General features: G+C 72.4%; 26 protein-coding genes and 1 riboswitch. Of the genes, 13 read left to right on the top strand and 13 right to left on the bottom strand.

Annotation, left to right across the window (positions count from 1 at the left end; genetic code table 11):
• Positions 1–39: 39 nt before the first annotated feature.
• From EDD30_RS36915 to EDD30_RS36900, 4 genes are read right to left on the bottom strand one after another with little or no spacing between them, the layout of a single operon-like run.
• Positions 40–1,305, bottom strand: coding sequence for a cytochrome P450 (locus EDD30_RS36915; protein WP_071806272.1), 1,266 nt, complete (start codon positions 1,303–1,305; stop codon positions 40–42).
• The gene (locus tag EDD30_RS36910; RefSeq protein WP_071806271.1) at positions 1,298–2,533 is read right to left on the bottom strand and encodes an ATP-grasp domain-containing protein; all 1,236 of its coding nucleotides are present in this window, start codon (positions 2,531–2,533) and stop codon (positions 1,298–1,300) included. Before EDD30_RS36910 ends, EDD30_RS36915 begins: the two co-directional genes overlap by 8 nt.
• Before the next feature lie 11 nt (positions 2,534–2,544).
• Positions 2,545–3,567: an alpha/beta hydrolase gene (locus EDD30_RS36905; protein ID WP_071806270.1), complete on the bottom strand. Its 1,023-nt coding sequence runs from the start codon at positions 3,565–3,567 to the stop codon at positions 2,545–2,547.
• Positions 3,568–3,595: 28 nt separating this feature from the next.
• On the bottom strand, positions 3,596–3,946 hold the full coding sequence (locus EDD30_RS36900; protein WP_071806269.1) for an STAS domain-containing protein: 351 nt from the start codon (positions 3,944–3,946) through the stop codon (positions 3,596–3,598).
• Between the two features lie 331 nt (positions 3,947–4,277).
• Between EDD30_RS36900 and EDD30_RS36895 the strand changes: the two genes are divergently transcribed.
• Positions 4,278–5,738, top strand: a complete 1,461-nt coding sequence (locus EDD30_RS36895) for an amino acid permease (RefSeq protein WP_071806268.1) — start codon at positions 4,278–4,280, stop codon at positions 5,736–5,738.
• Positions 5,735–6,604 (top strand): universal stress protein, encoded by an 870-nt coding sequence (locus EDD30_RS36890; protein WP_071806267.1) that lies wholly within the window; start codon positions 5,735–5,737, stop codon positions 6,602–6,604. The genes EDD30_RS36895 and EDD30_RS36890 overlap by 4 nt, the downstream gene beginning before the upstream one ends.
• A 29-nt stretch (positions 6,605–6,633) precedes the next feature.
• Here the strand turns inward: EDD30_RS36890 and EDD30_RS36885 are convergent, their stop codons facing one another.
• The 4 genes from EDD30_RS36885 to EDD30_RS41270 all read right to left on the bottom strand — a co-directional run bounded on the left by EDD30_RS36885 (position 6,634) and on the right by EDD30_RS41270 (position 9,639).
• A complete protein-coding gene (locus EDD30_RS36885) occupies positions 6,634–7,611 on the bottom strand; it encodes a serine/threonine-protein kinase (RefSeq protein WP_071806266.1) in 978 nt (325 codons plus the stop codon).
• A gap of 111 nt (positions 7,612–7,722) precedes the next feature.
• Positions 7,723–8,574 (bottom strand): hypothetical protein, encoded by an 852-nt coding sequence (locus EDD30_RS36880; protein WP_084556497.1) that lies wholly within the window; start codon positions 8,572–8,574, stop codon positions 7,723–7,725.
• 3 nt (positions 8,575–8,577) lie between these two features.
• The gene (locus tag EDD30_RS36875) at positions 8,578–8,928 is read right to left on the bottom strand and encodes an S-adenosylmethionine decarboxylase (protein ID WP_071806265.1); all 351 of its coding nucleotides are present in this window, start codon (positions 8,926–8,928) and stop codon (positions 8,578–8,580) included.
• Between the two features lie 549 nt (positions 8,929–9,477).
• Positions 9,478–9,639: a hypothetical protein gene (locus EDD30_RS41270; protein ID WP_244945535.1), complete on the bottom strand. Its 162-nt coding sequence runs from the start codon at positions 9,637–9,639 to the stop codon at positions 9,478–9,480.
• Between the two features lie 1,010 nt (positions 9,640–10,649).
• Here EDD30_RS41270 and EDD30_RS36865 point away from each other — a divergent pair.
• From EDD30_RS36865 to EDD30_RS36840, 6 genes are all read left to right on the top strand, one after another.
• Positions 10,650–11,591, top strand: a complete 942-nt coding sequence (locus tag EDD30_RS36865; protein WP_244945534.1) for a glycosyltransferase family 2 protein — start codon at positions 10,650–10,652, stop codon at positions 11,589–11,591.
• A 72-nt stretch (positions 11,592–11,663) separates the two neighbouring features.
• Positions 11,664–12,629, top strand: a complete 966-nt coding sequence (locus EDD30_RS36860) for a glycosyltransferase family 2 protein (protein WP_071805356.1) — start codon at positions 11,664–11,666, stop codon at positions 12,627–12,629.
• The gene (locus EDD30_RS36855; protein WP_244945533.1) at positions 12,626–14,017 is read left to right on the top strand and encodes a glycosyltransferase family 2 protein; all 1,392 of its coding nucleotides are present in this window, start codon (positions 12,626–12,628) and stop codon (positions 14,015–14,017) included. The genes EDD30_RS36860 and EDD30_RS36855 overlap by 4 nt, the downstream gene beginning before the upstream one ends.
• A gap of 115 nt (positions 14,018–14,132) precedes the next feature.
• Positions 14,133–17,123, top strand: coding sequence for a hypothetical protein (locus tag EDD30_RS36850; RefSeq protein WP_143162675.1), 2,991 nt, complete (start codon positions 14,133–14,135; stop codon positions 17,121–17,123).
• A gap of 5 nt (positions 17,124–17,128) precedes the next feature.
• Positions 17,129–18,013, top strand: a complete 885-nt coding sequence (locus tag EDD30_RS36845) for a DUF1616 domain-containing protein (RefSeq protein ID WP_143162676.1) — start codon at positions 17,129–17,131, stop codon at positions 18,011–18,013.
• A gap of 61 nt (positions 18,014–18,074) precedes the next feature.
• Positions 18,075–18,156: riboswitch (ZMP/ZTP riboswitch) on the top strand.
• A 15-nt stretch (positions 18,157–18,171) separates the two neighbouring features.
• Positions 18,172–19,056, top strand: a complete 885-nt coding sequence (locus EDD30_RS36840) for a bifunctional 5,10-methylenetetrahydrofolate dehydrogenase/5,10-methenyltetrahydrofolate cyclohydrolase (protein WP_071805359.1) — start codon at positions 18,172–18,174, stop codon at positions 19,054–19,056.
• 129 nt (positions 19,057–19,185) lie between these two features.
• On the opposite strand, the gene EDD30_RS36835 is transcribed toward EDD30_RS36840, so the two are convergent.
• The 3 genes from EDD30_RS36835 to EDD30_RS36825 form a co-directional block, all read right to left on the bottom strand.
• Complete coding sequence (locus EDD30_RS36835) at positions 19,186–20,262, bottom strand: glycoside hydrolase family 26 protein (protein ID WP_071805360.1); 1,077 nt, start codon at positions 20,260–20,262, stop codon at positions 19,186–19,188.
• On the bottom strand, positions 20,259–21,071 hold the full coding sequence (locus EDD30_RS36830) for a polysaccharide deacetylase family protein (RefSeq protein WP_084556388.1): 813 nt from the start codon (positions 21,069–21,071) through the stop codon (positions 20,259–20,261). Before EDD30_RS36830 ends, EDD30_RS36835 begins: the two co-directional genes overlap by 4 nt.
• A gap of 124 nt (positions 21,072–21,195) precedes the next feature.
• Positions 21,196–21,426 carry a hypothetical protein gene (locus EDD30_RS36825; RefSeq protein ID WP_071805361.1) on the bottom strand — a complete coding sequence of 77 codons (231 nt, stop codon included), beginning with the start codon at positions 21,424–21,426 and terminating at the stop codon, positions 21,196–21,198.
• Between the two features lie 198 nt (positions 21,427–21,624).
• On the opposite strand from EDD30_RS36825, the gene EDD30_RS36820 reads away from it, so the two are divergent.
• Positions 21,625–21,867, top strand: a complete 243-nt coding sequence (locus EDD30_RS36820; RefSeq protein ID WP_143162677.1) for a hypothetical protein — start codon at positions 21,625–21,627, stop codon at positions 21,865–21,867.
• A gap of 66 nt (positions 21,868–21,933) precedes the next feature.
• A complete protein-coding gene (locus EDD30_RS36815) occupies positions 21,934–22,584 on the top strand; it encodes a hypothetical protein (protein WP_071805363.1) in 651 nt (216 codons plus the stop codon).
• A 19-nt stretch (positions 22,585–22,603) separates the two neighbouring features.
• Here EDD30_RS36815 and EDD30_RS36810 read toward each other — a convergent pair whose 3' ends face one another.
• Together EDD30_RS36810 and EDD30_RS36805 are read right to left on the bottom strand one after the other, a co-directional pair.
• Positions 22,604–22,882, bottom strand: a complete 279-nt coding sequence (locus EDD30_RS36810; protein WP_071805364.1) for a hypothetical protein — start codon at positions 22,880–22,882, stop codon at positions 22,604–22,606.
• Between the two features lie 36 nt (positions 22,883–22,918).
• Entirely contained in the window at positions 22,919–23,179 is a 261-nt protein-coding gene (locus EDD30_RS36805; protein ID WP_143162678.1) for a hypothetical protein, read from the bottom strand.
• Between the two features lie 109 nt (positions 23,180–23,288).
• Between EDD30_RS36805 and EDD30_RS40140 the strand changes: the two genes are divergently transcribed.
• The 3 genes from EDD30_RS40140 to EDD30_RS36790 all read left to right on the top strand — a co-directional run bounded on the left by EDD30_RS40140 (position 23,289) and on the right by EDD30_RS36790 (position 24,917).
• Positions 23,289–23,543: a hypothetical protein gene (locus tag EDD30_RS40140; protein ID WP_211277779.1), complete on the top strand. Its 255-nt coding sequence runs from the start codon at positions 23,289–23,291 to the stop codon at positions 23,541–23,543.
• Entirely contained in the window at positions 23,540–24,205 is a 666-nt protein-coding gene (locus tag EDD30_RS36795) for a nucleoside/nucleotide kinase family protein (protein WP_071805366.1), read from the top strand. Before EDD30_RS40140 ends, EDD30_RS36795 begins: the two co-directional genes overlap by 4 nt.
• A 67-nt stretch (positions 24,206–24,272) precedes the next feature.
• Positions 24,273–24,917: a DNA alkylation repair protein gene (locus EDD30_RS36790; RefSeq protein WP_211277782.1), complete on the top strand. Its 645-nt coding sequence runs from the start codon at positions 24,273–24,275 to the stop codon at positions 24,915–24,917.
• The last annotated feature ends 26 nt before the right edge of the window (positions 24,918–24,943 follow it).

The raw sequence follows: 24,943 nt of genomic DNA, 5'->3' as shown, positions 1-24,943 counted from the left end.
TAGGCGGCCCCACCGACATTTCCCGGCACCGGCCGCGGCTCACCGGGCGGACATGACCTTGGCCGACGTACGGACGGGGAAGCTGATCGGTCCGCGGACCGTGCTCGACACCCGCCGCCGCAGCGGACCGGCCCGGCGCAGGTCCGGCATGCGTTCGGCGAGACGTTGCAGGGCGACCGTCGCCTCCATCCGGGCGAGCGGCGCGCCCACGCAGTAGTGGATGCCACTGGAGAACGCAAGGTGCTCGGCGGCCGGTTTGCGGTGGATGTCGAACCTGTCCGGATCGGGGAACGCCACAGGATCGCGGTTGGCCGCGCCGATGAGCGTGACCACGAACTGCCCCTCGCGGATGAGCCGGCCGTTCAGCTCGAGGTCCTGCTGGGCGCAGCGGGCGGTGCGCTGGACCGGCGGGTCGTAGCGCAGGGTCTCCTCGACCGCCAACGGGGCGAGGGCGGCCGGGTCGGCGCAGAGGGCCGCCCACTGGTCGGCGTTCGCGAGCAGGGCGTTGACCGCGTTGCCGATCAGGTTGACCGTGGTCTCGAAGCCTGCCACCAGCAGCAGCATGCACATCGGGACCATCTCCTCGGCCCGGATGCGGTCGCCCTCGGCCGCCACGACGGCGGTGACCACGTCGTCCGCGGGCGCGGCGCGGCGCAGGGCGAAGAGGCGCTCGAAGAGGTCGTGCAGGTCGTTCCTCGCCGCCTGGAGGCGGGCGGCGTGGGTCAGCGACCGGATGCCGTCGAGGGCGCTGCCGATCACCGCGCCGTAACGGGCGAAGCGGGCGGCGTCCGCGTCGGGGACGCCGAGCAGGTCGGTGATGACGGCGATCGGCAGCGGCGCCGCGAAGGCGGGCACCAGGTCGAATCCCCCTGCGGTGGCCGCGTCGTCGAGCAGGCGGTCGACGGTCGCCTCCACGCGGGCGCGGTAACGGGCGATGCGCTTGGGGGCGAACGCCGGCTGCGCCAGGCGGCGTAGCCGGGTGTGGTCGGGCGGGTCCCGGTCGAGGAAGGACATGTCGAAGCCGTCGGTCGGCGGGGTGGGCACGGTCAGCTCCGCGGAGCGTACGCCGAACCGCCGGTCCCGCAGCACGCTGTCGCACAGGGCGTGGCTGGTCGTCACCCAGTGGCCGAGCCGGGTGGGCCCGAGCACCGGCATGCCGCGGTAGATGGCGTACGGGTCGTCGCGTCCCGGCCGCAGGTGCAGCAGCGACATCGGGTCGCGGCGCACGTACCCGTGGTAGACGAAGCCCAGCCGGCGGCCGTGCAGGGCCGCGGCGAAGCGCAGGGTGCCGGCGAGGTCAGCCATTCTCGCGCAGCCAGGCGTCGATGAGGCCGCCGAAGTGGCCGAGGAAGCGTTCGTGCTCGTGCGGCGGGTACATGGCGCGGACCGTCTCGCCGAGCAGGGACCGGAACTCCGGGGAGCCGACCCATTCGTGCACCATCTCGTCGACGTGGGAAAGGTGCTTCTCGCAGAACTCCTCGTAGCGGGCCGTCTCGAAGTAGTCGTCGGCGAGCCGCCGGTAGCAGCCGAGCTTCTCCGCATAGGACAGATCCGGGTCGTCGGCGACGGCGAAGTAGGCCGAGGTGTCCATGTCGAGGCGGGGCCTGCGGCCGGTCACCACGCAGTAGACGGTCCAGCGCAGCAGCGCCGCCATCGCCCACGGGAAGTAGTAGTGCAGCGAGGTCACGGCCACGTCCGGGCAGGCGTTGGCGTAGTCGATCGGGTGCACGTCGTCGCCCTTGACCAGCGACTCGCAGGAGTTGAACTCCCACCGGAAGAAGGCGTTGACCAGCCGCGAGATGGTGACGACCTCCTCGCCGACCGCGGCGCCGAGGAAGTTGTGGTCGACCGCGTAGCGCTCGTGCATCGGCAGGTCGGGACGGAACTTCATCACCATCGTCTCGGGGCCGATGGTGAGCGAGCGCGCGAAGACGTCGTAGTCCTCGACGGCGGCCTGGAGATGCATGAGCCGCTCCCCCGAGGCGTCGTATGCGGCGTGCAGCTCCGCCGGATTGCGGATCTTGGACACGCCGACCCAGGCGCCGCCGTCGTACGGCTTCATGAACATCGGATAGCCGACCGCCGCGGCCAGCGCGTCCAGGTTGAACGGCTGGTTGTAGCGCGCCGAGGTGTAGGCGTACCGGGAGTTGTCGAGCGGGTTCTTGAACGGGACCAGGACCGTCTCGGGCACCTTGAGGCCGAGCCGCATCATCGCGCAGTACGCGGCATGCTTCTCCATGGACTGGAAGGTGAACGGGCTGTTGAGCAGGTACACGTCGTTCATCAGCGCGACCTTCTTGAGCCACTCGCGCGGGTGGTAGTACCAGTACGCGAGCCGGTCGATGATCAGATCGTGCCGCGGCGAGGCGCGCAGGTTGAACGGCTCGATGGTGACCCGCACACTGCGGATGCGATGGGTACGCCCGGTGCCGTCGGTGATCGCCCCGACCCTGCGCAGCAGGGCCTCGTACGCCCGTGGCCAGTCGTCCTCGGTGCCCAGCAGCAGTCCGATGGTGTGCTCGACGTCGGCCATTGGCGCCTCCTTTAGTTGAACACCTTCTGCAGCAGTGCGGTGAGGTGCGGGTCGAGCGCGTCCCGCCAAGCGGTCCAGTTGTGCGCGTCCGGCACCTGCGCGAACGTCACGGCGTACCCGTGATCGCGCAAAGCACGCGCCATGTCCCGGTTGTTGGCGAGGTTCTCCTCCACGGTGCCGCATGTGAGCGCAACCGGCACGCCGGGACCGTCGGCGGCCCGGACCACCCGGCCGGTGAAGCGCACGATCCGCAGGTAGCGGCGGAAGCCGGACTCCTGCCGGTCGTGGCGCGGCTGGAAGAAGCTGCCCGACTGCAGGAACAGGCCGCCGAACCCGGCCGGGTGCCGGCGCTGGGCGTGCAGCATGGCGAGCCCGCCGAGGCTGGCGCCGACGCCCACCACGGGCCGGGTGGTGCCCAGCTCGGCGGCGATCTTGGGCAGCACGTCGCCGGCGAGCGCGCGGGCGTACGCCGGGCTGGCCGAATACCACTCGAGCCGCTCCCCCGGCGGAAGCAGCACGAGATGGTACGGCGGCACGCGCCCGGCACCGATCATGGCGGCGCTGTAGCGGCCGAGCTCTCCGTGCCGGTGGTAGTCCGGACCGTCGTGGGCGACGACGACGCGGTCGGTGGGCAGGTCCGGCGACCAGATGCGGGCGACCATCTCGCCGTGCACGGGCGGCAGCGGCAGGTAGACGTCACGCCAGCGGCCGGCGCCGTGGGGCAGGCTCAGCCAGCCGGGTTCGCGGTAGTCCGGGCAGCACAGCACCGACGCCTCGCCCTGCCGGCGCGGGTTGTCCGGGTCGGCGACGGTCTCGACGCGGCCGTCGGGGTGGGCGAGCGTCAGCCGGTATTCGACGCGCTGCACCGCCGGCCGGGGCAGGCGCAGCTCCCAGGTACGGATCTCGTCGCGGTAGTGGAAGTCGCCGCCGGTGACGCCGGACTCCAGCCGTGCGCCGGCCAGCCGGTGTTCGTGGTCACGCAGCCGGAACCCGACCTCGGTCGCGGTGCACCATGCTCCGGCCGCTGGCTCCATGTCGGAACCTTAACCGGTATGCGGTCGATCAGGGGGTGTACGTCTGCGGGCTGGACGGGGCGGCGTCCAGCCCGAACATCTCGGCGAGGCCGGTGACGCGGAGCTGCCGGTGCACGAATTCGCTGGGATTGCGCAGCACGAACCGGGTGCCGGTCTCGCGGGCGGTGTTGTAGCCGGTGACCAGCACCCCGACGCCCAGCGAGTCCATGAAGGTCACGAAGGTGAGATCGACGATCATGACGGCGGGCCGTTCCGCGTGCAGGGCGCCGACCAGGGCGTCCCGCAAGGCGTCCACCGTGGCCGCGTCCAGCGTGCCGCGCACGTCGACCACGATGGCGCCGTCCGCCTGGCGCCGGGTGGTCATGACGGCCTCGCCCATGCATCCTGCCTCGTGAAGATCGTGCCCGTATGCCCACGGTACCCCGTGGGCCATCGCGTCCGCAGGCTGCCGCACAACTGGGTGAGCGCAGCGCACAGCCAGTCCGCCGGCACGCCGACGTCACCTACGCCGGGCGGGCGCGGATCGGCAAGCGGAGCGGGCAAGTTTGGAGGATAACGCAGATCATCTTGCGGTCCGCGCAGGTGGGCGCCACGGTGACAGCGGCGGTCGACAATGTACGGCGCCGGCGTCGGCCGCCACCCGGGGGTGCCGCCGGGTGTGGTGACACGCGGCGGACACGGCGCGGCCGCCGCCCTGCGAAGGGTGCGTCATGGCAACGACTCCGGGCCGGAAACCGGGCATCTTCGCGGTGCGCGACGTCCGCTCGCTGATCACCGAGACCGCCGAGGAGGGGCACGGCCTGAAGAAGGCCGTCGGGTCCTGGCAGCTCACCGCCATGGGCGTCGGCGCCATCATCGGCACCGGCATCTTCGTCGTCATCGGCGAGGGCGCCGGGGTGGCCGGGCCGGCGGTGATCCTGTCCTTCGTGCTGGCCGCCGTCGCCTGCGCGTTCTCGGCCCTGTCGTACGCCGAGCTGGCGTCGTCGATCCCGGTCTCCGGCAGCGCGTACACGTACACGTACGCCACGCTCGGCGAGATCGTCGCCTGGATCATCGGCTGGGACCTGATCCTCGAGTACGGCGTCAGCGTGGCCGCGATCGCGGTGGGCTGGGGCGGCAACCTCAACGCCTTCCTGGGTGCCGCGTTCGGCTGGACCCTGCCGGACGCCATCGCCAAGTCGCCCGAGGACGGCGGCGTCTTCAACCTCCCAGCGGTGATCATCGTCCTGGCGATCACACTGCTGCTGGTCCGCGGCGTCACCGAGAGCGCGCGGGTCAACCTGGTCATGGTCGTGGTGAAGCTCGCCGTGCTGTTGTTCTTCATCGCGGTGGCGATGGTCAACTTCAGCACCGGCCACTTCCAGCCGTTCGCACCGTCCGGCGTCGACGGGGTGACCGCGGCGGCCGCGATCATCTTCTTCGCGTACATCGGCTTCGACGCGGTCTCCACCGGCAGCGAGGAGGCGCGCAACCCGGCCCGGGACCTGCCGAAGGCGATCATCGGCTCGCTGGCGATCTGCACGGTGTTCTACGTGCTCACCGCGGTCGGCGCGATCGGCATCGCCAGCCCTCAGACGCTCGAGGGCAGCGACGCTCCCCTGGCCGCCGCCCTCGACCAGGGCGCCGGGCTGAGCTGGGCGGCCGCGGTCCTCGCGCTCGGCGCGGTCGTGGCGATCACCAGCGTGGTCCTGGTCATCATGTACGGCCAGACCCGCATCTTCTTCGCCATGTGCCGCGACGGCCTGCTCCCCCAGCGGCTCGCCACGGTCAACCCGCGCTACGGCACGCCGGCGAAGCTCACCGTCGTGCTGGGCGTGCTGATCGCGATCCTGGCCGCGCTGGTGCCGCTCTCCGAGATCGTCAAGTTGGTCAACATCGGCACGCTGTTCGCCTTCGTCCTGGTCAACATCGGCGTGATCATCCTGCGCCGGACCCGGCCCGACATGCCGAGGCCGTACCGGGTGCCGTGGTCGCCGGTGCTGCCCGTCCTCGGCGTCCTGTTCGCCGTCTACCTGATGAGCGACCTGCCGTGGGACACCTGGGTCCGGTTCGTCGCCTGGCTCGCGGTGGGCCTGCTCATCTACTTCCTGTACGGCTACCGCAACTCCCGGCTGCGCCACGAGGACACCGGCACCCCGGGCTGGGCCCGCGGGGAAGGAAGGAACCCGTGACCGGCCCGGTGATCGTGGGGGTGGACGGGGGTGCCACCGGCCGGGACGCCCTGGTCCTGGGCCGGTGGGCGGCGTCGGTGCTCGGCGTTCCGCTGGTGGTGGCGGTGGTACGCCCGGCGCCCGCGGCGCTGGGCTCGGGCCGGGTGGACGCCGAGTGGATCGCCGACCGCGACCGGGCCGCCGGGGCCGTGCTGGAGGACGCCCGCGCGCTGCTCGCCGGGGCGCCCGAGGACGCGCAGTTCCGGATCGTCGCCTCGAGCTCCGCGGCGCACGGCCTGCACGACCTGGCCGAGGAGCTGCGGGCGGAGCTCATCGTGGTGGGTTCCGGGCGGGCGGGTCCCCGGCACCGGCTCTTCACGGGCAGCACCGCCGACCGGCTCCTGGCCGGCAGCGTGTGCCCGGTGGCGGTGGCCCCGTCGGGCCTGGAGACGCCGCCGGGGGCGTACGGCCGCATCGGCGTCGCGTATGTGGACACTCCCGACGGCCGCGCGGCGCTGGAGGCGGCGGCGCGGCTGGCGGTGCGCACCGGCAGCCGCATCCGGCTCTCGACGGTGGTGGCCGGGGCCGACGCGGCGCTGCCGTTCCTCGTCGGTCAGGACGCCGAGCGCGCCTTCCTCGACACCGCCCGCGAGACCTACGAGCAGTCGCTGGCCCGGGCCGCGGAGTCGGTGCCCGACGCACGCGTGGACTGGGAGATCCGCGTCGGCGACGTGGTCGACCAGCTCGCCGAGCTGGACGACGTGGACGTGCTGTTCTGCGGTTCGCGCGGCTACGGCCCGGCACGGCGGGTGCTGCTCGGCGGCGTGTCGGCGCGGCTGCTGCGCCGGGCCCGCCGTCCGGTCGTCGTCGTTCCCCGCAGCGGCTGAGCCGCCGCGGTGGAGCCCCGGAACGCCGATCAGGCGCGGTGACGGCCGGGGCGTTCCTGCACGATCGTCTCCTGGTCCACCGGCAGCGCCATGTCCGTCGACGCCTGCGCCGCCCGCTCGTCCCACGGCGACAGCGTCGACGGGCGGGGCATCCGGGTGCCCAGGTCGGCCAGCGGGACGTAGACGCGGGCGTCCACCGCCTCGGCCAGCAGCAGGGCCGCGACCAGCGCGGTCGGTCGCTCCGCCGGGTCCTTGTGCAGGCACCGCGAGCACAGGTCGACCACCTCGGTCGCGAGGCCGTCGACGGGCGGCAGCGGGTCCGGGTCGCGGTAGCGCTGGGCGTACACGAGCGCGGTGCCGGACTCGGCGTTCCAGGGCAGCCGGCCGGAAAGGCAGTGATAGAGCAGCACGCCGAGCGAGTACATGTCGGAGGCCGGGGTGGCGGGCAGGCCCTCGAAGCGTTCCGGTGCGACATAGGCCGGCGTACCCATGACCGGGCCGTCCGGATCGGGGTCGGGGGTGCCGGTGGAGGCCGCGATCCCGAAGTCGAGGACCTTCGCCCCGGACGGGGTGAGCATGATGTTGGCGGGCTTGACGTCGCGGTGCACGACCTGCTCGGCGTGCGCGGCGGCCAGCGCCGCCGCGACCTCGGCGCAGATCCGCACGGCGATGCGCCAGTCGAGCCGGCCACCGGCGAGGTGCTCCATGAGGGTCTGCCCCTCGACCAGCTCCATGACGATGTACGGGACCTCCCGGCCCGGCGCCGGCGACGTGCCGAAGTCGTGCACGCCGGCGACGTTGGGATGTGCCAGCCGGGCCGCGGAGCGTGCCTCGGTGCGGACGAGCTCGACGCCGTTCACGTCGCCGAGCGTGCCCTCCACGGCCGGCGCCATGATCTTCACGGCTACCGGCCGGTCCAGCACCCGGTCGTGGCCGCGCCACACCTCGGACATCCCGCCGATGCCGATGCGCTGTACGAGCTGGTACCGCCCGCCCAGCGTGCGCATCGGCCACCTCCTGAGGCTGTTGCACGGCGCCCCGCCCGCGCCGTGATCTCCGTCGGGTACCCCGGCATCGGTGAGCACAAACGCCTCACCCACCGATCGAGGAAGCGGGGGTCACAGGTGTATCGCGCCGTCCGGGACGACGATGAGGCGGTCGAGGTCCTGGCCGGTGCCGACGCGCCGCGAGACCGTCGCGGCGACGCGGCGGGTCAGCATCCGGCGCAGGCCACCCGGGCGCAGCGTGGCCAGGCCGGGCCGGGCCGCGCGGCGGTGCACGGCGGCCTGCGCGGCGACGGCCGGGGCGATCGCCGGGAAGTCCATGTACACCGCGCGGTTCTCGGGCGAACCGAGGTAGGCGAACGGCCCCGATCCGGCGAGCGGGCGCAACGGCGTGCCGAGCATCCCGATGTTGCGGTACGCGCCGCGGTCGAGCATGGCGACCGCGTGCCGGACCCCGCGCCGCCCGCCGATGACCAGGAAGGTGCGGTAGAGCAGGGAGCTGACGATCAGCGACGAGCGGCTGCCGCGGTACTCCGGCAGCACGGCCAGGGTCGCGCAGTCCCAGACGCGTCCGCCGTCCATGCCGTGCGCGGCCAGGATGTCGGCGGTGCCGACGCCGATGTGCCGCGGCGCGTCGTCGATCGTCTTGACGCCCCGGCCGGTGCTCTCGATCATGCGGGCCACCCCGGCCGGGACGCGGCGGCGGCGGTCGAGCACGACGAAGAAGATGCTGTTCGCCTCGTACGGGCCGTACTCGCCCGCCATGACCGCGGCGTCGTTGCCGAAGGTCCGCTCGAAGACCTGCCGTTCCAGCGCCCGTCCGACGTCGGCGAGCTGGGTGCCGGGGCCGACGACCGCGCTGACGAAGCGCCCGCGTGGCGTCGGGTGCGCGTCGAGGAAGTCGGCGACGATCCAGCGTGCCGTGGTGGGGCTGATCTCATAGCGGGTGCCGGTCACGGCGGTCACGGCTCAGAACTCCTTCGCGACGATCTCGGTGGTGCGGAAGTACTCCCGGGTGAAGTCGACGACCGCCCGCGGGTCGAACGCCTTGCAGGTGTAGATGTCGACGCTGAAGAAGGAGATCGGCCGTTCCCAGGAGTAGAAGTGGGCGCCGGAGGTCTCCCAGTGGATCCAGCCGGCCCAGCCGTACAGCTCGCTGACGTGCGTCACCGGGTCGATGATCGTGATCATGTCGGTCACGTCCGAGAGCTGGCGCAGGTAGTCCTTGATGTGCGCGTCCGTGATAACGAACGTCGGGTATCCCTCGACGACCAGGCGCTGACGGGTGATGGCCGGGGCGAGGTCCTTGAAGTCCAGCATCCGCTTCCTTGTCGGGGGAATCAGGGGTCCGATTTGCGTGAGACAGGCGGTACGCCCGCCTCGTACCAAATGTAGCTAGTTACTACGGAGCGTCAACCGGCGTCGGCGCCGCGGCGAGGGCTCAGCGCCTCGCCGAAACGGCCAGGATCGCACCCCTGCGCTCTCAGAAATCCCGGCAGTCCCGGCAGATCAGGACTTCTCACGCTTCGGCGGCATAACAGCGCAGCCGGCAACGGCATGCCCCGACGTCGATGGAGTGGCACAACTCACGTCACCAGGCGTCACAGTGCGTAGCTGATCTTTGACGAAGCGCGATATCGCCCCGGAGGGTCCGGGAACAGGCATGGCGGAGGCCGTCCTTGTGGGACGGCTCCGCCATGGGAGGTCACTCAGGTCGCGGCCCGCCGAAGGGTAGGGGCGGTCGAAGAGAGGACCGAGCGCGATGGGAGCGACGATAGGACGAAGTGGATCAACGCCCGTCGCCGGGGGCGGGCGGGGTGACCGCGCTCTCAGCCGGCGGACTCCGTGCGCAGATCGTGCGCGCCGTCCTTACGGGGTGGCCTCGTAACAACTGCGGCGGCGACCGTCCGGGAGCGTCACCAGGCTCAGACAGCGCAGGCCGCGGGGCGCGTGGGGACTGCCCAGCGGCTCGCCGTCCGCCGCGGCCAGTGCGCCGAAGCTGCCGTCCGGCCGCCGGGCGCCCCGGGACACACCGGTGCGCTCCTCCCAGTTCTCCCCCGCCGTCGCCCGGCCGTCGTACGTGGCCTGGATGGTGTCGCGTCGCCGGCCAGGACCGTCCGGGCCGGCGCGGTAGCCAGGCCCTGCGGGGTGGCCACCCCGACCAGGTCGACGCGCCAGTGCTTGGTGCCGGGGGTGGCGGCGCCGACATAGAGCCGCCACCGACCCTCGGGCGTGCGCACCACGCCGGGCGTTCTGCACCTGCCGGCCGTTACAGGCCGAGGCCGACGTAGTGCCAGAAGTCGGCCCAGCCGGCGGCCTTGCGGCGGCCCTAGGACCGACGCCACCACGTGCGGCGGCGGAAACGCGAGCAGATTTCGGGGCCACAGAGGGCGCAGTCGGTGCCCCGACGGTGGTGCTCGTGGGCCGCCCGCTCATGGCCGCAGACACAGAGCGCTGTCGTGGTCGCCACCGGTTCACCCACCGTGCCGGTGACCTGCTGCGGCGGCGATGAGCCGGCGATTCGTCACGTGATCAGCCTAGGCATCGACGGCCGCTCCGGCCGCCGCCACGCCGATACAACCGTCCGGCAACCGTCACCCTACGCACTGTCACATTACACCGCGTGAGGTGGATCACCACTATAAGTCGGACATTACATTTTTCCGTGAGTACCTTCCCGCGACAATTGCATTCGACGCTAATGCCCATTCTTCGCCATTCTGAGTCGATCACTGCCTCAATGCCCGTTACGGAGTGTGACGGATGAGACTTGTGATCACTGCTGTTGTCCATGGGCATCATCACTGCTCATACGTATGGTGGGGGTTCACCGCACGGGCCTCGTCACCCTGGCCCTTCGGTTAGTTGACGCTACGTAGCGTGCGGCTAGATTTGTCGGCAGAAGCGAACGAGTCGGTTTCAGCCCCCGGAAACCGCACGCTTCCCCCGCATCTGCCGCGCCCGGAAGGACCGACATGCCGCACAACACGACTCCCGGCAATACACCGAGTAATGACAACTCGTCACCGACCGTGAGTGTCGTGATCCCGGCCCTGAACGAGGAGCGGAATCTTCCGCACGTCTTCGCGAAACTGCCCGCCGGCATCGACGAGGTGATCGTGGTCGACGGCGGCTCCAAGGACCGCACCGTCGAGGTCGCTCGTGAGCTGCGCCCGGACGTCGTGATCGTGCAGCAGACCCGTACGGGCAAGGGCAACGCACTGGCCTGCGGCTTCGCGGCCTGCACCGGCGACATCATCGTGATGATCGATGCCGACGGCTCCACCGACCCGGCCGAGATCCCGCTCTTCGTCGAGCAGCTCATCGGCGGCGCCGACTTCGTGAAGGGCTCGCGGTTCTCCAAGGGCGGGCACAGCCACGACATCACCAAGCTGCGCAAGCTCGGCAACGACGGCCTCAACCTCGTGGTGAACGTGCTGTTCGGCACCCGCTTCACCGACCTGTGCTACGGCTACAACGCCTTCTGGCGCCGGGTCGTGCCGGTCCTGGACCTGCCGGAGACCACGCTGCCGCGCCCGACCGACGGCTCCAAGCTGTGGGGCGACGGGTTCGAGATCGAGACGATGATCAACATCCGGGCCGCGGCCGACGGCATGAAGGTCGGCGAGGTCGGCAGCATCGAGCACGAGCGCATCCACGGCCAGAGCAACCTCAACACCTTCCGCGACGGCTTCCGGGTGCTGCGCACGATCTTCAGCGAGTACGGCCGGATGCGCCGGACCCGCCGCAGCGGCGCCCGCCGGGGCGGTGTCGTCGTGCACCAGCGCCCCTCGGCCGTGACCCCCGACGCCCCGCCCGCCCCGACCCGCAACAAGGTCGTCAACCGCGCTCCGGCCGCCGCGGTCAGCCCCGCCGCCGACCGCCAGCACGTCGCGCACCTCAACCGGGGCCTGCGCCGCGACGAGGCCGGCAGCCGCCGCGCCGACGGCGCCCTGCAGAGCCGCGCCACCCGCGAGGACTGACCGGCGCGCAGGTCGTCCCGCCTGCGACCGCCGCCATCCCCCGCTGCCCACCCCGCCCGAGGAGCACCACCCGTGGAAGCCACCCCCCGCCCCGCCGTCAGCATCGTGATCCCCACCCACACCGAGCAGCGCTGGTCGTCGCTCGTCCGCACCGTCGCCGCGGTGAAGTCCCAGCAGTACACGCCGGCCGAGATCGTCGTCGTGGTCGACCACAACCCGGCGCTGTACCGCCGGGCGCGCCGCGACCTGGGCGGGGTGACCGTCCTGGAGAACCTCTACAGCCAGGGCGTCTCCGGCAACCGCAACACCGGTGCCTTCCACACCTCGACGTCGCTGATCGCGTTCGTCGACGACGACGTGATCATGGACACCGACTGGCTGGGCAACCTGGTCGCCCCCTTCGCCGATCCCCAGGTGATCGGCGCCGGCGGCGGGATCACGCCGGCGTGGGAGGGCCCCGAGCCGCGGTGGATGCCCGAGGAGTTCCTCTGGGCGGTCGGCGGCTCGTACGCCGGGCTGCCCACCACCACCAGCCGGGTCCGCAACGTCTGGTCGGCGGGGATGGTCGTGCGCCGCGAGGCGTTCCTGGCGGTCGGCGGCTTCCGGACCGGTTTCGGCAAGCTCGGCAGCCAGAACCGCCCCGAGGACACCGAGCTGTGCCTGCGGATGAGCGGCCTGAACGGCGGCCACTGGATGTACGTGCCCGACGCGGTGATCCGCCACGAGGTGCCCGCCGAGCGGTCCACCTTCGGCTGGTTCGTGCGCCGCTGCTACGCCGAGGGCCGCGGCAAGGTCGCGATGGCCGGCCTGCTCGACGGCTCGGAGAGCCTCGGCTCGGAGCGCGACTACCTGCGCTCGCTACCGAAGGCCGTGATCCGCAACCTGCTCGCCGCCGGTCGCGGCCGGGGGTTGCACCACGCCCTGAAGGCCGGCGGGGTGCTCGCCGGCGTCGCCGCCGCCGGCTGGGGCGGCGTGGTGGAGACGGTGACCGCCCGGCGCGCGCAGAGCCGGCTCGAGACTGTGGGAGCGACCCGATGACCACCGGACTGAACGGCACCGGAGTGAACGGCACCGCGTGGCAGCCGCCGCTGCGGGCCGACGAGATGATCACCGCACCCACCTTCGAGCCCAGCGGGGCCGAGCTGCCCGCCGTGGTCCTCGACGTCGACCTCGCCGAGCCGCTGCCGACGGTCGCCGCGGTCGGGTCCGACGGGCGCCGGGTGCTGCAGGCCTGGGTGCTGGTGCGCCTGTTCACCGAGCCGCTCGGCACCGTGCTGACCGACGTACCCGCCCAGGGCCTGAGCCCGGCCGGCCTGGCCGCCGCCATCGACGGCGAGCTGCGCGCGACGCTGGCGCCGCGCCTCGCCGGCCTGGGGCTGACCGAGATCCCGGTGGACGGCGTCACCCCCGCCACCGAGCCGGCCTTCCTCGCCCGGCGCCGCGAGGTGCTCGCCGACGCCCCGCCGATCACCGTGGTGATCTGCACCCGGGAGCGGCCCGGCGCGCTGGCCCGCTGCCTCGACAGCCTGCTCACCCAGGAGTACCCGGACTTCCGCGTGCTGGTGGTGGACAACGCGCCGGTCACCGACGCCACCGCCGAGGTGGTCCGCTCGGCGGCCCGCCGCGGCCCGGTCACCTACCTGAAGGAGCCGAAGGCCGGCCTGTCGTTCGCCCGCAACGCCGCCGTCGCCGCCGCGCCGGGCGAGATCCTCGCCTGGATCGACGACGACGAGTACGCCGACCCGCACTGGCTCGCCGAGGTCGCCCGGGCGCTGGCCGACCACCCCGAGGCCGACGTGGTCTCCGGAGTGATCGTCCCGGCCGAGCTGGAGACGCAGGCGCAACTCTGGTTCGAGCAGTTCGGCGGGCACAGCAAGGGCCGCGGGTTCAAGCCGGACGTGTTCAGCCCGGCGACGGCGCACATCCAGAGCCCGCTGTACCCGCTGCCGCCGTTCGGCACCGGCGCGAACATGACCTTCCGCCCCGGCGTCATCGAGCGCATCGGCGGCTGGGACACCGCCCTGGGCGCGGGCACCCCGGCCATGGGCTCCGAGGACACCCTCGCCTTCACCCAGGTGCTGGTCGGTGGCGGCACGATCGTCTACCAGCCCACCGCGGTCACCCACCACTACCACCGGCGTGACCTCGAGGGGCTGCACAAGCAGATGGTCGGGTACGGCGCCGGGCTCACCGCCGCGTACACGAGCCTGCTGATGAAGCGCCCCGGCCTGCTGTGGCCGCTGCTCAGGCTCGCCCCGGGCGCGCTGCGGGACCTGACGAGCAAGGACAGCCTGCGCGTGTCGACGCTGCGCGAGGACTTCCCGCGCGAGCTGCTGACCGCCAACCGGCGGGGCATGCTCGCCGGTCCGCGGGCGTACCTGAAGGGACGGCGGGCGGCTCGGGCCAAGGCCCGGAGCGGCCGCTGATCGTGGTGACTCCGCCGTTCCCCGGACAGTCGTCCGCCCACCGGGCATTCTCGGTACATATATGGCGAACGGCGGGTGTCCGGCACGCCGCCGGCTCGCGGGGCGGGGCGGGGGCATGCTGACCGCGCCCGACCCGAGACCGGAGGGGCCGGTGCTGCGGCCGGCCGTACCCACCACGACCCCGCACCCCGCGGCCCCGAGCGACGAGAACCGGTCGTCCGGGGCCCCCGACCACGCCCGGGAGGCCGCAACCATGGCTGACCAGCGCGCGGCCGAGCCGGCGCGAGCCACGGACGACGACCGCTCGCGACCCGCCACGCCTCGGCTCCGCCCCGGCGTGCCCGAGAAGGCGGGCCACCCGGCCGACCTCCAGACCACCTCGGGGGTGCCGAAGAGACCCATCTCCACGGTCGAGGCATCCCAGAAAAAGGACACCGAGGGACAGAAGGGCGCCGACCCTGCACCTGAGGTGAAGGTTGAGGGTGACAAGTCTCCACCTGAAGTAGAGGGTGAGAGCGACCCCGACGAGACCGTCCTGATCACGCTGCCTACGACCCCGGAGAAGACCACACCGCCTCCGTCCGGCGACGGCGACCAGGACGAGCCGGAAACCCCGGACAACGCCGACGAGGCGGACGAGGCAGACCAGCCGGAGGACGCCGACGAGGCGGACAAGCCGGAAGACGACGCCGACGACGCCGACGAGGCGGACGAGGCGGACAAGCCGGAAGACGCTTCCGTAGCCGACGCCGACGACGCCGACGAGGCGGACGAGGCGGACAAGCCGGAAGACGCTTCCGTAGCCGACGCCGACGAGGCGGACGAGGCGGACAAGCCGGAAGACGACGCCGACGACGCCGAGGCGGACGACGCCGGTGACGCGGACAAGCCGGAAGACCCGGACGAGACGATGGTGCTGAGGACGCGGCCCGGGGAGCCGGCGTCCGCCGCGAAGGACACACCGACCGCCTCCGCCGACGACACCATCGTGCTGCCTCCTTCGAAGCCCGCCGCGCCACCAGAGACGGACAAGGCGGCGGAACCGGAGAAGGCCGGCGACAAGGAAGCGCCGCGGAACACGGCCGACGACACGGTGGTCGTCCTGTCTCGGCCCGCCGACGAGACCGTCGCGATTCCCGCCGCGGTTCTCGCCCCGCCCGCCGACCCGACGGTCACCGCGATCATCCCGGTCGTGCCGGGACGCAAGGGCGGCATGCGCAGTTGGCTGCCCGGCGGGCCCAGCCCCGCCCGGGCCCCGAAGCCGGCGCGCCCCCGCCGGGAACCGCTGGACCTCGGCCACGCGCCGGCGGTACTGATGATCTCGGCGCTGGGCGTGCTCATGGTCGCCCTCGCGTACGCCGGCGGCCGGATCGGCACCGGCAACGCGCAGTTCGCGTACTGGGTGGGTCAGGTCGTGGTCTTCACCCCGGTCGTGGTCCGGCTGCTCAGCCGCCGCATGGCCGGCGTGGCCGAGTCGTTCCTGCTGGTCATGGGCCTGGCACTGCACCAGTACCTGCTGAAGTGGATGTACAGCCCGGACCAGTTCCGGTTCCCGGACGAGCTGCAGCACTGGCTCGCGACGACGATCATCGTGGAGTCCGGCGACCTGTTCCGGCCGAACCCCGCCCTGCCGCCGGCGGTGCACTTCCCCGGGCTGGCCGAGATGGGCGCCGCGGTCACCTCGATGACCGGCCTGTCGGTGACGGCGGCCGGGGTCGTCGTCGCGGGCGTCGCGCATCTGGTCTTCGTCGCCGTGCTGTTCGCCGCGGTGCTGCGGGCGAGCAACTCCCCCGCGGTCGCCGGAGTCTGCTGCGTCACGTACGCGACCGCGCTGCACTATCTCTTCTTCAACTCGATGTTCCTGTACCAGACCGCCGCGCTGCCGTTCTTCATGCTGACGATCTGGGCGATCCGGCGGTGGCGCACGGGGGGCGGCCCGGCGTTCGTGGCGCTGGCGGTGGGCTCCATCGCGCTGACCACGGTCAGCCACCACATCACCGCCTTCGCGCTGGTGCTCACGCTGCTCCTGCTCGCCGCGTCCGAGCTGATCGTGCAGCGGCCCCGGCGCTGGAGCGCGCTGATCATGCCCGCGGCGGCGGTGGTCGTGGTGGCGGCGTGGATGCTCACCGTGGCGCAGGACGTGCTCGGCTACCTCGAGGCACCGATCGAGCAGGTCGGGCAGACCATCTCCAACCTGCTCAGCGGTCGCGAGGAGGCCTCCTCCACCACGGCGGCGGTCAGCATCGGGCAACTCGTCGTGCAGGGCACCGGCCTGCTCGGGCTCTTCGTGCTCTACGTCGCCCTGGTCCGCGACATGATCCACCGGCACGACCGGGACCACTGGCGGTGGGCGGCCGTCGTCGGCGGCGCCATCTTCTTCGCCGGCAACGGGGTGCGCTTCCTCGGGCAGAACGGCCCCGAGATCGCCGGGCGGCTCTCCACCTTCACGTACGTGCCGATATCCATCCTGGCGGCGATCGCCCTGGTCCGGGGAGTGCAGCTCATCCCCGCGAAGGACGCCGAGGGGCACCGGTGGCGGGCCGCCGCGCCCGCGATCGACGTGGTCGCCCCGAGTAGCTGGAACCTCTACAGCCGGGTCGCCGCCGGCTCCGCGATGATCACCCTGCTGATGATCGGCGCCAGGGCGGGCGGCTGGCCGCCACTGCAGTCGATCCTGCCGGGGCCGTACCTGGCCGGCGGCTTCGAGCGGTCCGTCGACGCGTACGGGATGGACGCCGCCGAGTGGCAGCGTCGGGCGCTGGGCCCGGGCAACCGGGTCGGCGGCGACGTCACGTCGGTGTCGCTGGCTTCCACCTACGGCCGGCAGGATCCGGTGCGCGAGGTCGGACCGCTCTACTACGCCGACGAGTGGGGCCTGGCGCAGGAGCAGTTCGCCGACGGCCTGGGGCTGCAGTACCTGGTCGTGGACCGGCGGCTGTCGGAGCAGCTTCCGGAGGGCGAGGCCTACTTCGAGAACGACCCGAACGCGGGCTCCATCACCCGGCCGCTGACCGCCACGCAGATCTTCAAGTTCGACGCGCTGCTCGAGGTCGACCGGCTCTACGACAACGGCACCGTTCGCGTCTACCGCATGGGGGTCCAGTGAACGCGATGCTCACCCGCGTGCTCGCGGTGCTGACCGTGGCGGCCGGCGCCGCCGTGCTCGCCGGGCCGGGCCCGCTGCCCGTGGCCGGCGGGCTGCTGCTGGGCTTCGTGCTGCCCGGCATGGCGCTGACCGGGGCGCTGTTCTCCGGCCGTGCGCTCTCCTCGGTCGAGCGCACCCTGCTGGCCCCGGCGCTCAGCCTGGGCGTGCTGGTCGTCGCCGGGCTGGCGATCCATCTGACGGGCGCCGACCTGGACCGGTTGTCGTGGACGCTCGCCACGGCGGGCGTCACGCTGGCGGCCCTGCTCGTGACGGTGCTGCGGCCGGGACAGGCCGCCGTGGCGCCGCCCGCCGAGGAGGAGACCGCGCCGGCAGGCGCGACGGCGCCGAGCCTGCGGCTCTCCGCGCAGGACGCGGAGGCGGCGGCCGAGCAGCACACGATCGTCATGACCGTGGCGCCGGCCGGGACCGAGCTGGAGACGGCCGCGACGGAGAAGTCCCGGCGCCTGCGCCTGGTGCGGCAACTCCTGCCGCTTTCACTGGTGCTGGCGATCCTCGTCGGGGCGAGCTGGCTGTCCTTCGGCACGTCGCGGGAGCTGTACGACACGGCGGTGACCGCGCTGTCGGCGACGCCGTCGGGGCCGGTGGACTCACGAGGCAACCGGACCGTGGCGGTGTCGGCGACGGGGCTGCTCGCCGAGGACGCCCCGTACACGCTGACGGTGACCGGGACGCGCGGGACCGCGCCGTCGCGCCTGGTCGTCACGGTGGGCGCCGACGGCACCTGGAGCGAGAGTCTGAGCCTGCCGGGCGACCAGCGGATAACCGTGAACCTCTTCCGGGCCGGTGACACCACGGCCTACCGGACACTGCACATCAGCGCCGTCGAATAGGGTCTCACCGCCACCGCGGGGTGACTCGTTCCGAGCCGCTCGCCGGGGCACGGCATACTGGTCCGCGTCACGCGACTGGCGGCATCGAGGATGGACCACCATCGGGGAGCTCGTCGTGGGCGCCGTCCGCCTGGGTGCCCACGGTCTGGGAGACGCGCATGTCCGAAACCCCTCCGGCGCCCGCTCACGAGGCACGGTCGCTGCCCGGCAAGCCCGTCGCCGACGCCGTCCTGGCCGACGTGGCACGGCGGGTGGCGAAGCTGCGCGAGGGTGGCGTACAGCCCTCGCTGGCCACCATCCTGGTCGGCGACGACGACGCCAGCGCCGGCTACATCCGGATCAAGCAGCGCCAGGCCGCCGAGCTCGGCTTCGTCTCGCCCCACGAGCACCTTCCGGCCGGCGCCACCCAGGACGACCTGCACCGGGTGATCGACCGGCTGAACGCCGACCCGGCCGTGCACGCCCTGCTGATCCAGTACCCACCGCCGGCCCACATCGACTACGACACCGCGCTGATGACCGTGGACCCCGACAAGGACGTCGACGGCATGCACCCGCTCAACCTGGGTCGGCTGTCCGTCGGACTGCCCGGGCCGCGGCCCTGCACACCGGCCGGCATCGAGGCGCTGCTGGCCCACTACGAGATCCCGGTGGCCGGTCACGAGGTGGTCATCCTGGGCCGGGGCGCCACCATCGGCCGTCCGCTGGCCATGCTGCTGTCGCAGAAGCGCCCGACCGCCAACGCCGCCGTGACCGTGGTCCACACCGGGGTGCCGGACTGGCAGCGCTACACCCGGCGCGCCGACATCCTGGTCGCCGCCGCGGGCGTGCCCGGCATCATCCAGCCCGAGCACGTACGGCCCGGTGCGACCGTCATCGGCGCGGGGGTGCGCTACGAGGGCCGCAAGCTGCTGCCCGATGTGGCGGAGGAGGTCGCCCGGGTGGCGGGCGCGCTGACTCCGCGGGTCGGCGGCGTCGGCCCGACGACGGTGGCGATGCTGTTCCGCAACGCGGTCGAGGCGGCCGAGAAGGCCACCCGCTGAGCAACGCCGGCCCCGGTCGCCGCAAGCTCGGGCCGTCAAGGCCGTCAAGGCCGTCAAGGCCGTCAAGGCCGTCAAGGCCGTCGGGGCCGTCAAGGCCGTCGGGGCCGTCAAGGCCGTCGGGGCCGCTTGTCAGCCGCTGAAGCGGGCGCTCTTCGCCATCGCCACGTACGCGGCCAGCGACGCGGCGTCGGTGTCCACGCGCCACTTCTCCGTGTACCCGGGGTGGGTGTCGGTGTCGAACCAGGCCACGCCGCCCACCGCCGGGTGCCCCTCGACCCAGCGGGCGAACAGCGAGATCCAGTCCGCCTTGGTCCGGCCACCGCGGTCCACCGAGCCCACCTCGGTGATCAGGATGGGCTTGCGGGCCGCGTACGAGCGGTAGATCGGGCTGAACAGCGTCTCCGGCGTCTCGCGACGCAGGTTGTAGCCGGAGACGCCGACCCAGTCGACGTACTTGTCGCCGGGGTACAGCGCCGCGATCGTGTTCCAGTCGGCGATCGGCGAGGAGTTCCAGTTCGGGCTCCACACCCAGGCGACGTTCGTGGCGCCCTCCTTGGCGAAGATGTCGTGCATCCGCCGCCAGGACTGGATGTAGCCGGCCGGGTTCTTGCCGTTGCGCGCGGGTGACCAGTCGTACCAGTCGCCGTTCATCTCCCAGCCCCAGCGCAGGAGCACCGGCCGGCCCAGGCTCTTGAGCCGGCGGGCGGCCCGGGCGATCAGCTCATCGCTGGCACCGGAGGTGATGTCGCTGTATGCGGTCCCCCGCCAGGAGACCATCGGAACCGCCTGGGCGGGCAGCCCCTCGATGGAGGTGGGCAGCAGGTCGGGCCAGTCGTAGAAGACGTGCACGATCCGCTCTTCCCGGCCGGTCTGCTGCCGGCGCAGCGCCTGCGACTGGGTCGCGGTCTTGCCGGACAGGGAGAGGTACGCGCCCAGCATGGCCTTGCCCGGCACGAACGGCACCGGCCCGCCGCCCTCGGTGACAACCTTCGGCGGGGCGCTCGCCGAGGCCGGCGTTCCTGCGGTCCGCCCGGGCGAGGTGGTGGCCTCGGCCGCGGTGTCGTCCGAGCGGAACTGCTGCGCGCCGACGATCGCCGCGGGCACCGCCGCCAGGCCGACGAGGCCGAGCAGGTGCCGCCGGGTCAGCGTGCGGCCGGGGGCGCGGCGTGTGCCGCGGTGGGTGGGATTGCGGTGGACCGGGCTCATGTCAGGTTCCGTCCGGCGGCGCGGGCGATCCGGCGCACCACCCGCCATCCGGGCTGGGCGAGCTGCTTGAGCCGCGGCACCAGCGGCGAGCCGCCCCCGGCCACCAGGGCCACGAGGTCGGCGCCGGTCATGTCCGGGGTCGGCTGCAACCGGGGTACGGCGAACCGCCGCTCGCCCGGCGTGTGCAGGCGCCGGCCCACCTCGGTGGCGTTGTCGTGCCCGGCGGCCAGCACCGCGGCGCGGACCTTGGCGCCGTTGTAGCCGTGCGGGTAGGCGAAGCTGCGCACCCGCCGGCCGAGGCGCTGCTCCAGCTCGTCCTTGCTGCGCGTCGTCTCCTCGCGCAGCTCGGCGGCGCTCAGCACGTCGAGCGGGTGGTGGATCAGGCTGTGGTTGCCGATCTCGATGCCGGCCTCGGCCACCTCGGCCAGCTCGTCCCAGGTCAGCAGCTTGCCGAAGTCGGGCGACCAGCGGCCCAGCCAGTCGGCGTACGCGCCGAGGTGCCCGACCGAGGCGTAGAGCGTGGCGCCCGCGCCGACCTCGGCGAGCACGGGCACGGCCTCGGTGAGGAAGTCGCGGTAGCCGTCGTCGAAGGTCACCGCGAGAAGCTTGTCGGTGCATCCCTGTTCGAGCAGGTCGAGAGCCTCGGTGAGCCCGACGAGCCGGTAGCCGGCCGCGGTCAGCGCGGAGAGCTGCTCGGCGAGACGCTTGCGGGGCACCGCCAGGTCGCGCATCGGACCGGCGACCGCGGACACGGAGTGGTACATCAGCGCCGGCATGGTCTCCCATGCCGGCGGCACCGTGACGGTCACCGCATTTCCTCCCCCACGCGCTGCCGGACATGACCATTATCGGTCTGCTCCCCAGCAAGCTTCGTGGTTCGCCGAACTCTTCCGCGGGGGACGGCGGCGCCACGTGCGCGCCGCTGGCGCCACGTTACGGGGCAGTTTCGGCAGTGTCCAGCACGACTGCAGCGACAACGGCGGACATATCGGCGACGGTCATTCGGACGGTTCCGCCCCGGGTCGCCAGGCCCCGGTCCGCCCCGTACGCGACGACGCCCGCGTGCTCCAGCTCGTCACAGAGCACGGCGAGGCGCCGTTCGATCCGGGCGGCGAGGTGCTCGGCGAGGTCTTCCTGCCGGGCGGAGGGGATCTGCACGGTCATGGGGTCACCTTTCGCCGGTGGCGGGTTGTCGCCGCCGGATAGCGGCGTCCTGTCCCACGCTAGGCGGCTCGCGTGCGGAATGGGGCATTTCACGGTTTTCAACCCCGTGAGACGACCGTCCCTCTGCCGAAAGTCATAGGAGTTGATCCGGCTGCGGAGGGAAGCGCGCACACCGTCGGTGACGGCAGGGTGGGGACCATGACCTCAGACCGCGCGCGCCGGCTCGTCGAGTCCGCCTGCGAGGCGGGACTCGTGCTCGGCGTCACGGCGCTGCCGGCCGCCTGGCGCGCCCTCGACGGCGAACTGACGGCGGTTCTCGCCGGCGTGCTCGCCGCGCTCACCGCCGCGACCTACGCGCTACACGCAGTGACGTTCGACTGCTTCAGACTGACTGCTCAGCGCCAGAAGGGCAGCTTTTCTTATACCCAGCGTAGGGAATGAACCGCCGGACCCTCTGGCTCGTATCCCGGGATGCACCGTCCTTCAACACCCCCGGGAGTGACCAGGATGTTCCGACTCATCCAGCTCCACGCGCAGCACGGCGTCCCGCGCATCGGCGTGGATCCCGACGGCTACGGCAGCGAGCGGGCCGCCCTTGCCCGTTACCGAGAGACACCGGCGATGTTCTCCGGTGTGGGGCGCTTCGACGAGTCGGGACGGCTCGCCGAGATCATTCTGGACACCGCCTGCGGCACCCCCGCCGGATGCCCGCGACCGGCGGCCGTCGTGCATGCCGAAAGCTTCCAGCGGCTCTGCGACAACTGCGCCTTCGGACTGGCGGTGCTCACCCTGCCCGAGCTGGCGCTGCGGCTGGGCGTCGCGGTACGCCCGGCGCCGGTGCTCGCCCCCTCCGGCCGGCACGCCGCACCGGAAGAGGGCTGCCCGGCGGGGAACCGGATCGCCCGGGAGTTCGCCACCCACATCGACGACCCGGTGTGGCGCATGGAGCTCTGCGCGGAGCTGGCCCGCACGCCGAACGCGGTCAACGGACTGCTGATCGGCGTCGGCGCGCTGAGCCACCGCGAGGTGCTCGACCACTACCCGGCGCTGTGCGCGCTCGGGACGCAGCTTCCGGTCAGCATTCACGCGGATCTCGTGCGGGCCACCGCCCGGCCGCTGTCCCCGGCGGGGGTGACCGCCCTGCGGCTCGGGCTGTGACCCGCACGCGGGTCCCGTCCTACAGGCGGATCTTGACCACGGTGCCCGTGCCGGCGCAGATGCCGCAGGTCGTCACGTCGGCGTCGCGCCCGCGGATGGCGACGCCGCCGGGAGCGCACAGCCCGCTCGAGGCCACGTAGAGAGTGCCGTCCTTCGCGAAGGCCAGCCCGCGGGGGGGGTTGTTCAGCCCCTCGGCCACGACGAGCGGCGGCGGCTTCGGCTGATGGCCGGCCGTGGCGAGCGGTGCCGCGCCGCGGGGCGCGGTGGCGACGGGTGCGGACGCGGCGAGGGCCGGCACCGTGGTATCGGGTGGGACCGGCCATGGCCGGGGTCGTCAGACCTGGCCGATCAGGGCACCCACCCGGTCCGGCGCGAAGATACCGTCGGCCAGCAGCAGGGCGGGGCCCACCAGTCCGGAGCGGGTGTGCAGCATGATCATTCCCGCGCCGATGCCGGTGCCGGCCTGGAGCATGAGTAGCTGGCGCACCTCGGGGTAGACGCTGCGATGCTCGCCGAACGCCACCAACCGCTCGCCGTCGGCGTCGTCGTGGTGCTCGCCGCCCTGCTCACGAGGTTCCAGAGTCGTCGCCCTCATCACCGGCGCCAAGAGCGCCTGACCACGAAGGACACGCCATGCAGCTCCGCAATCCCCGCGGCGTGCGCGCCCTGGTCTGGGCCGACAACCCGCCCGCCTCCGCCTGTCGGTGGCCTGCTCGCGCGGGCTCGCCTTCGACGCCGACGTCTCCAGCACCGACCCGGCCGTGGTCGACCGGGGCGCCAAGCTCCAGCACGACTCGCTCGTGATCACCCACGAGCTGGGCGGCACCCATTTCACCGGCGCCCTCTCCAGCGCACGGGGCTACCTCGCGATCTGGCGCAACCTGTGGCACGACGGCGAGGACCTGGCCCGGCACGCCCGCGGCTTCATGGCCCACCACCTCACGGCCCGGCCCGCATGACCGCACACACCCTCGACGATCTGGCGCGGCGGGCCCGGGCGCTGGCCGACGGCGGGCGCCGGGCGATCCTCGGCATCGTCGGCGAACCGGGCGCCGGCAAGACCACCCTCGCCGAGGAGCTCTGCGCGGCGATCGCCGCGCAGAGCCGGCCGGGCTGGGTCGCCCACGTGCCGATGGACGGCTTCCATCTTGCCGACGTGGAGCTCGAGCGCCTCGGCAACCGCGACCGCAAGGGCGCCCCGGACACCTTCGACGCCCTCGGCTACGCGGCATTGCTGCGCCGGCTGCGCGAGGACACCGACGAGATCGTGTACGCGCCCGGCTTCGAACGCGTCATCGAGCAGCCGATCGCGGGCACGATCCCGGTGCCCCGCACGGCCCGGCTGATCGTGACGGAGGGCAACTACCTACTGGTCGAGGACGGCCGGTGGTCGCCGGTCCGGCCGTTGTGCGACGAGATCTGGTACGCCGACCTCGACCGCGCCACCCGCCTCGACCGGCTGATCGCCCGGCACATCCGCTTCGGCAAGGACGCCTCCGCGGCGACCGCCTGGGCCACCGGCACCGACGAGCGCAACGCGGTGATCATCGCGGCGACCCGGGACCGCGCCGATCTCGTCGTCCCGGCACCGCTGATCCGCGCTCTCGGCCGCCCCTCGTAGGCTGGTATCCCCGACGCGACGAGGGGCAGGAGGCCGCCGGGTGACTGACACGACGGTGACCGAGGTGATGGCCGAGCTGTCCGCGCTCGAGGACCCGAAGATCCGCGCGGTGAACGAGCGGCACGGCGACGACCACGGCGTGAACCTCGGCAAGATTCGGGAGATCGCGAAGCGGCTGAAGACGCAGCAGGACCTCGCGCGCCGGCTCTGGCAGACGGCCGACACCGCGGCGAGACTGCTGGCGCTCCTGATCTGCCGCCCGAAGGCGTTCGAGCGGGACGAGCTGGACGCCATGCTGCGCGAGGCACGCACTCCGAAGGTGCACGACTGGCTCGTGAACTACGTGGTGAAGAAGAACCCGCATGCCGAGACGCTGCGCCTGGCCTGGTTCGCCGATCCGGATCCGGTCGTTGCGAGCGCCGGCTGGGCGCTGACCACCGAGCGCGTCGCCAAGAAGCCCGAGGGCCTCGACCTCACGGGACTGCTCGACGACATCGAGACGCGGATGAAGGACGCTCCTGACCGCCTGCAGTGGGCGATGAACCACTGCCTGGCGCAGATCGGGATCGAGCACCCGGGGCACCGCGCCCGCGCCATCGCGATCGGCGAGCGCCTGGAGGTACTCAAGGACTACCCGACTCCCCCGAACTGCACGTCGCCGTTCGCACCCGTCTGGATCGCCGAGATGGTGCGGCGACGGGACGACACGTAGGACGGATACGCTTGCCTGGCCCGCGT

This window comes from Couchioplanes caeruleus (assembly GCF_003751945.1).
Lineage (GTDB): Bacteria > Actinomycetota > Actinomycetes > Mycobacteriales > Micromonosporaceae > Actinoplanes > Actinoplanes caeruleus.
The sequence above is the reverse complement of the archived record's forward strand: the minus strand, read 5'-3'. Positions and strand labels throughout refer to the sequence as shown.

Excerpts from the sequence above, each read along its gene's own strand:
- EDD30_RS36820 (WP_143162677.1), top strand. The coding sequence starts at position 21,625 with ATGACCTCAGACCGCGCGCGCCGGCTCGTCGAGTCCGCCTGCGAGGCG.
- EDD30_RS36910 (WP_071806271.1), bottom strand. The coding sequence starts at position 2,533 with ATGGCCGACGTCGAGCACACCATCGGACTGCTGCTGGGCACCGAGGAC.
- EDD30_RS36795 (WP_071805366.1), top strand. The coding sequence starts at position 23,540 with ATGACCGCACACACCCTCGACGATCTGGCGCGGCGGGCCCGGGCGCTG.
- EDD30_RS36895 (WP_071806268.1), top strand. The coding sequence starts at position 4,278 with ATGGCAACGACTCCGGGCCGGAAACCGGGCATCTTCGCGGTGCGCGAC.
- EDD30_RS36855 (WP_244945533.1), top strand. The coding sequence starts at position 12,626 with ATGACCACCGGACTGAACGGCACCGGAGTGAACGGCACCGCGTGGCAG.
- EDD30_RS36815 (WP_071805363.1), top strand. The coding sequence starts at position 21,934 with ATGTTCCGACTCATCCAGCTCCACGCGCAGCACGGCGTCCCGCGCATC.
- EDD30_RS36905 (WP_071806270.1), bottom strand. The coding sequence starts at position 3,567 with ATGGAGCCAGCGGCCGGAGCATGGTGCACCGCGACCGAGGTCGGGTTC.
- EDD30_RS36885 (WP_071806266.1), bottom strand. The coding sequence starts at position 7,611 with ATGCGCACGCTGGGCGGGCGGTACCAGCTCGTACAGCGCATCGGCATC.
- EDD30_RS36850 (WP_143162675.1), top strand. The coding sequence starts at position 14,133 with ATGCTGACCGCGCCCGACCCGAGACCGGAGGGGCCGGTGCTGCGGCCG.
- EDD30_RS36900 (WP_071806269.1), bottom strand. The coding sequence starts at position 3,946 with ATGGGCGAGGCCGTCATGACCACCCGGCGCCAGGCGGACGGCGCCATC.
- EDD30_RS36790 (WP_211277782.1), top strand. The coding sequence starts at position 24,273 with ATGGCCGAGCTGTCCGCGCTCGAGGACCCGAAGATCCGCGCGGTGAAC.
- EDD30_RS36915 (WP_071806272.1), bottom strand. The coding sequence starts at position 1,305 with ATGGCTGACCTCGCCGGCACCCTGCGCTTCGCCGCGGCCCTGCACGGC.
- EDD30_RS36845 (WP_143162676.1), top strand. The coding sequence starts at position 17,129 with ATGCTCACCCGCGTGCTCGCGGTGCTGACCGTGGCGGCCGGCGCCGCC.
- EDD30_RS36805 (WP_143162678.1), bottom strand. The coding sequence starts at position 23,179 with ATGAGGGCGACGACTCTGGAACCTCGTGAGCAGGGCGGCGAGCACCAC.
- EDD30_RS36825 (WP_071805361.1), bottom strand. The coding sequence starts at position 21,426 with ATGACCGTGCAGATCCCCTCCGCCCGGCAGGAAGACCTCGCCGAGCAC.
- EDD30_RS36875 (WP_071806265.1), bottom strand. The coding sequence starts at position 8,928 with ATGCTGGACTTCAAGGACCTCGCCCCGGCCATCACCCGTCAGCGCCTG.
- EDD30_RS36840 (WP_071805359.1), top strand. The coding sequence starts at position 18,172 with ATGTCCGAAACCCCTCCGGCGCCCGCTCACGAGGCACGGTCGCTGCCC.
- EDD30_RS36835 (WP_071805360.1), bottom strand. The coding sequence starts at position 20,262 with ATGAGCCCGGTCCACCGCAATCCCACCCACCGCGGCACACGCCGCGCC.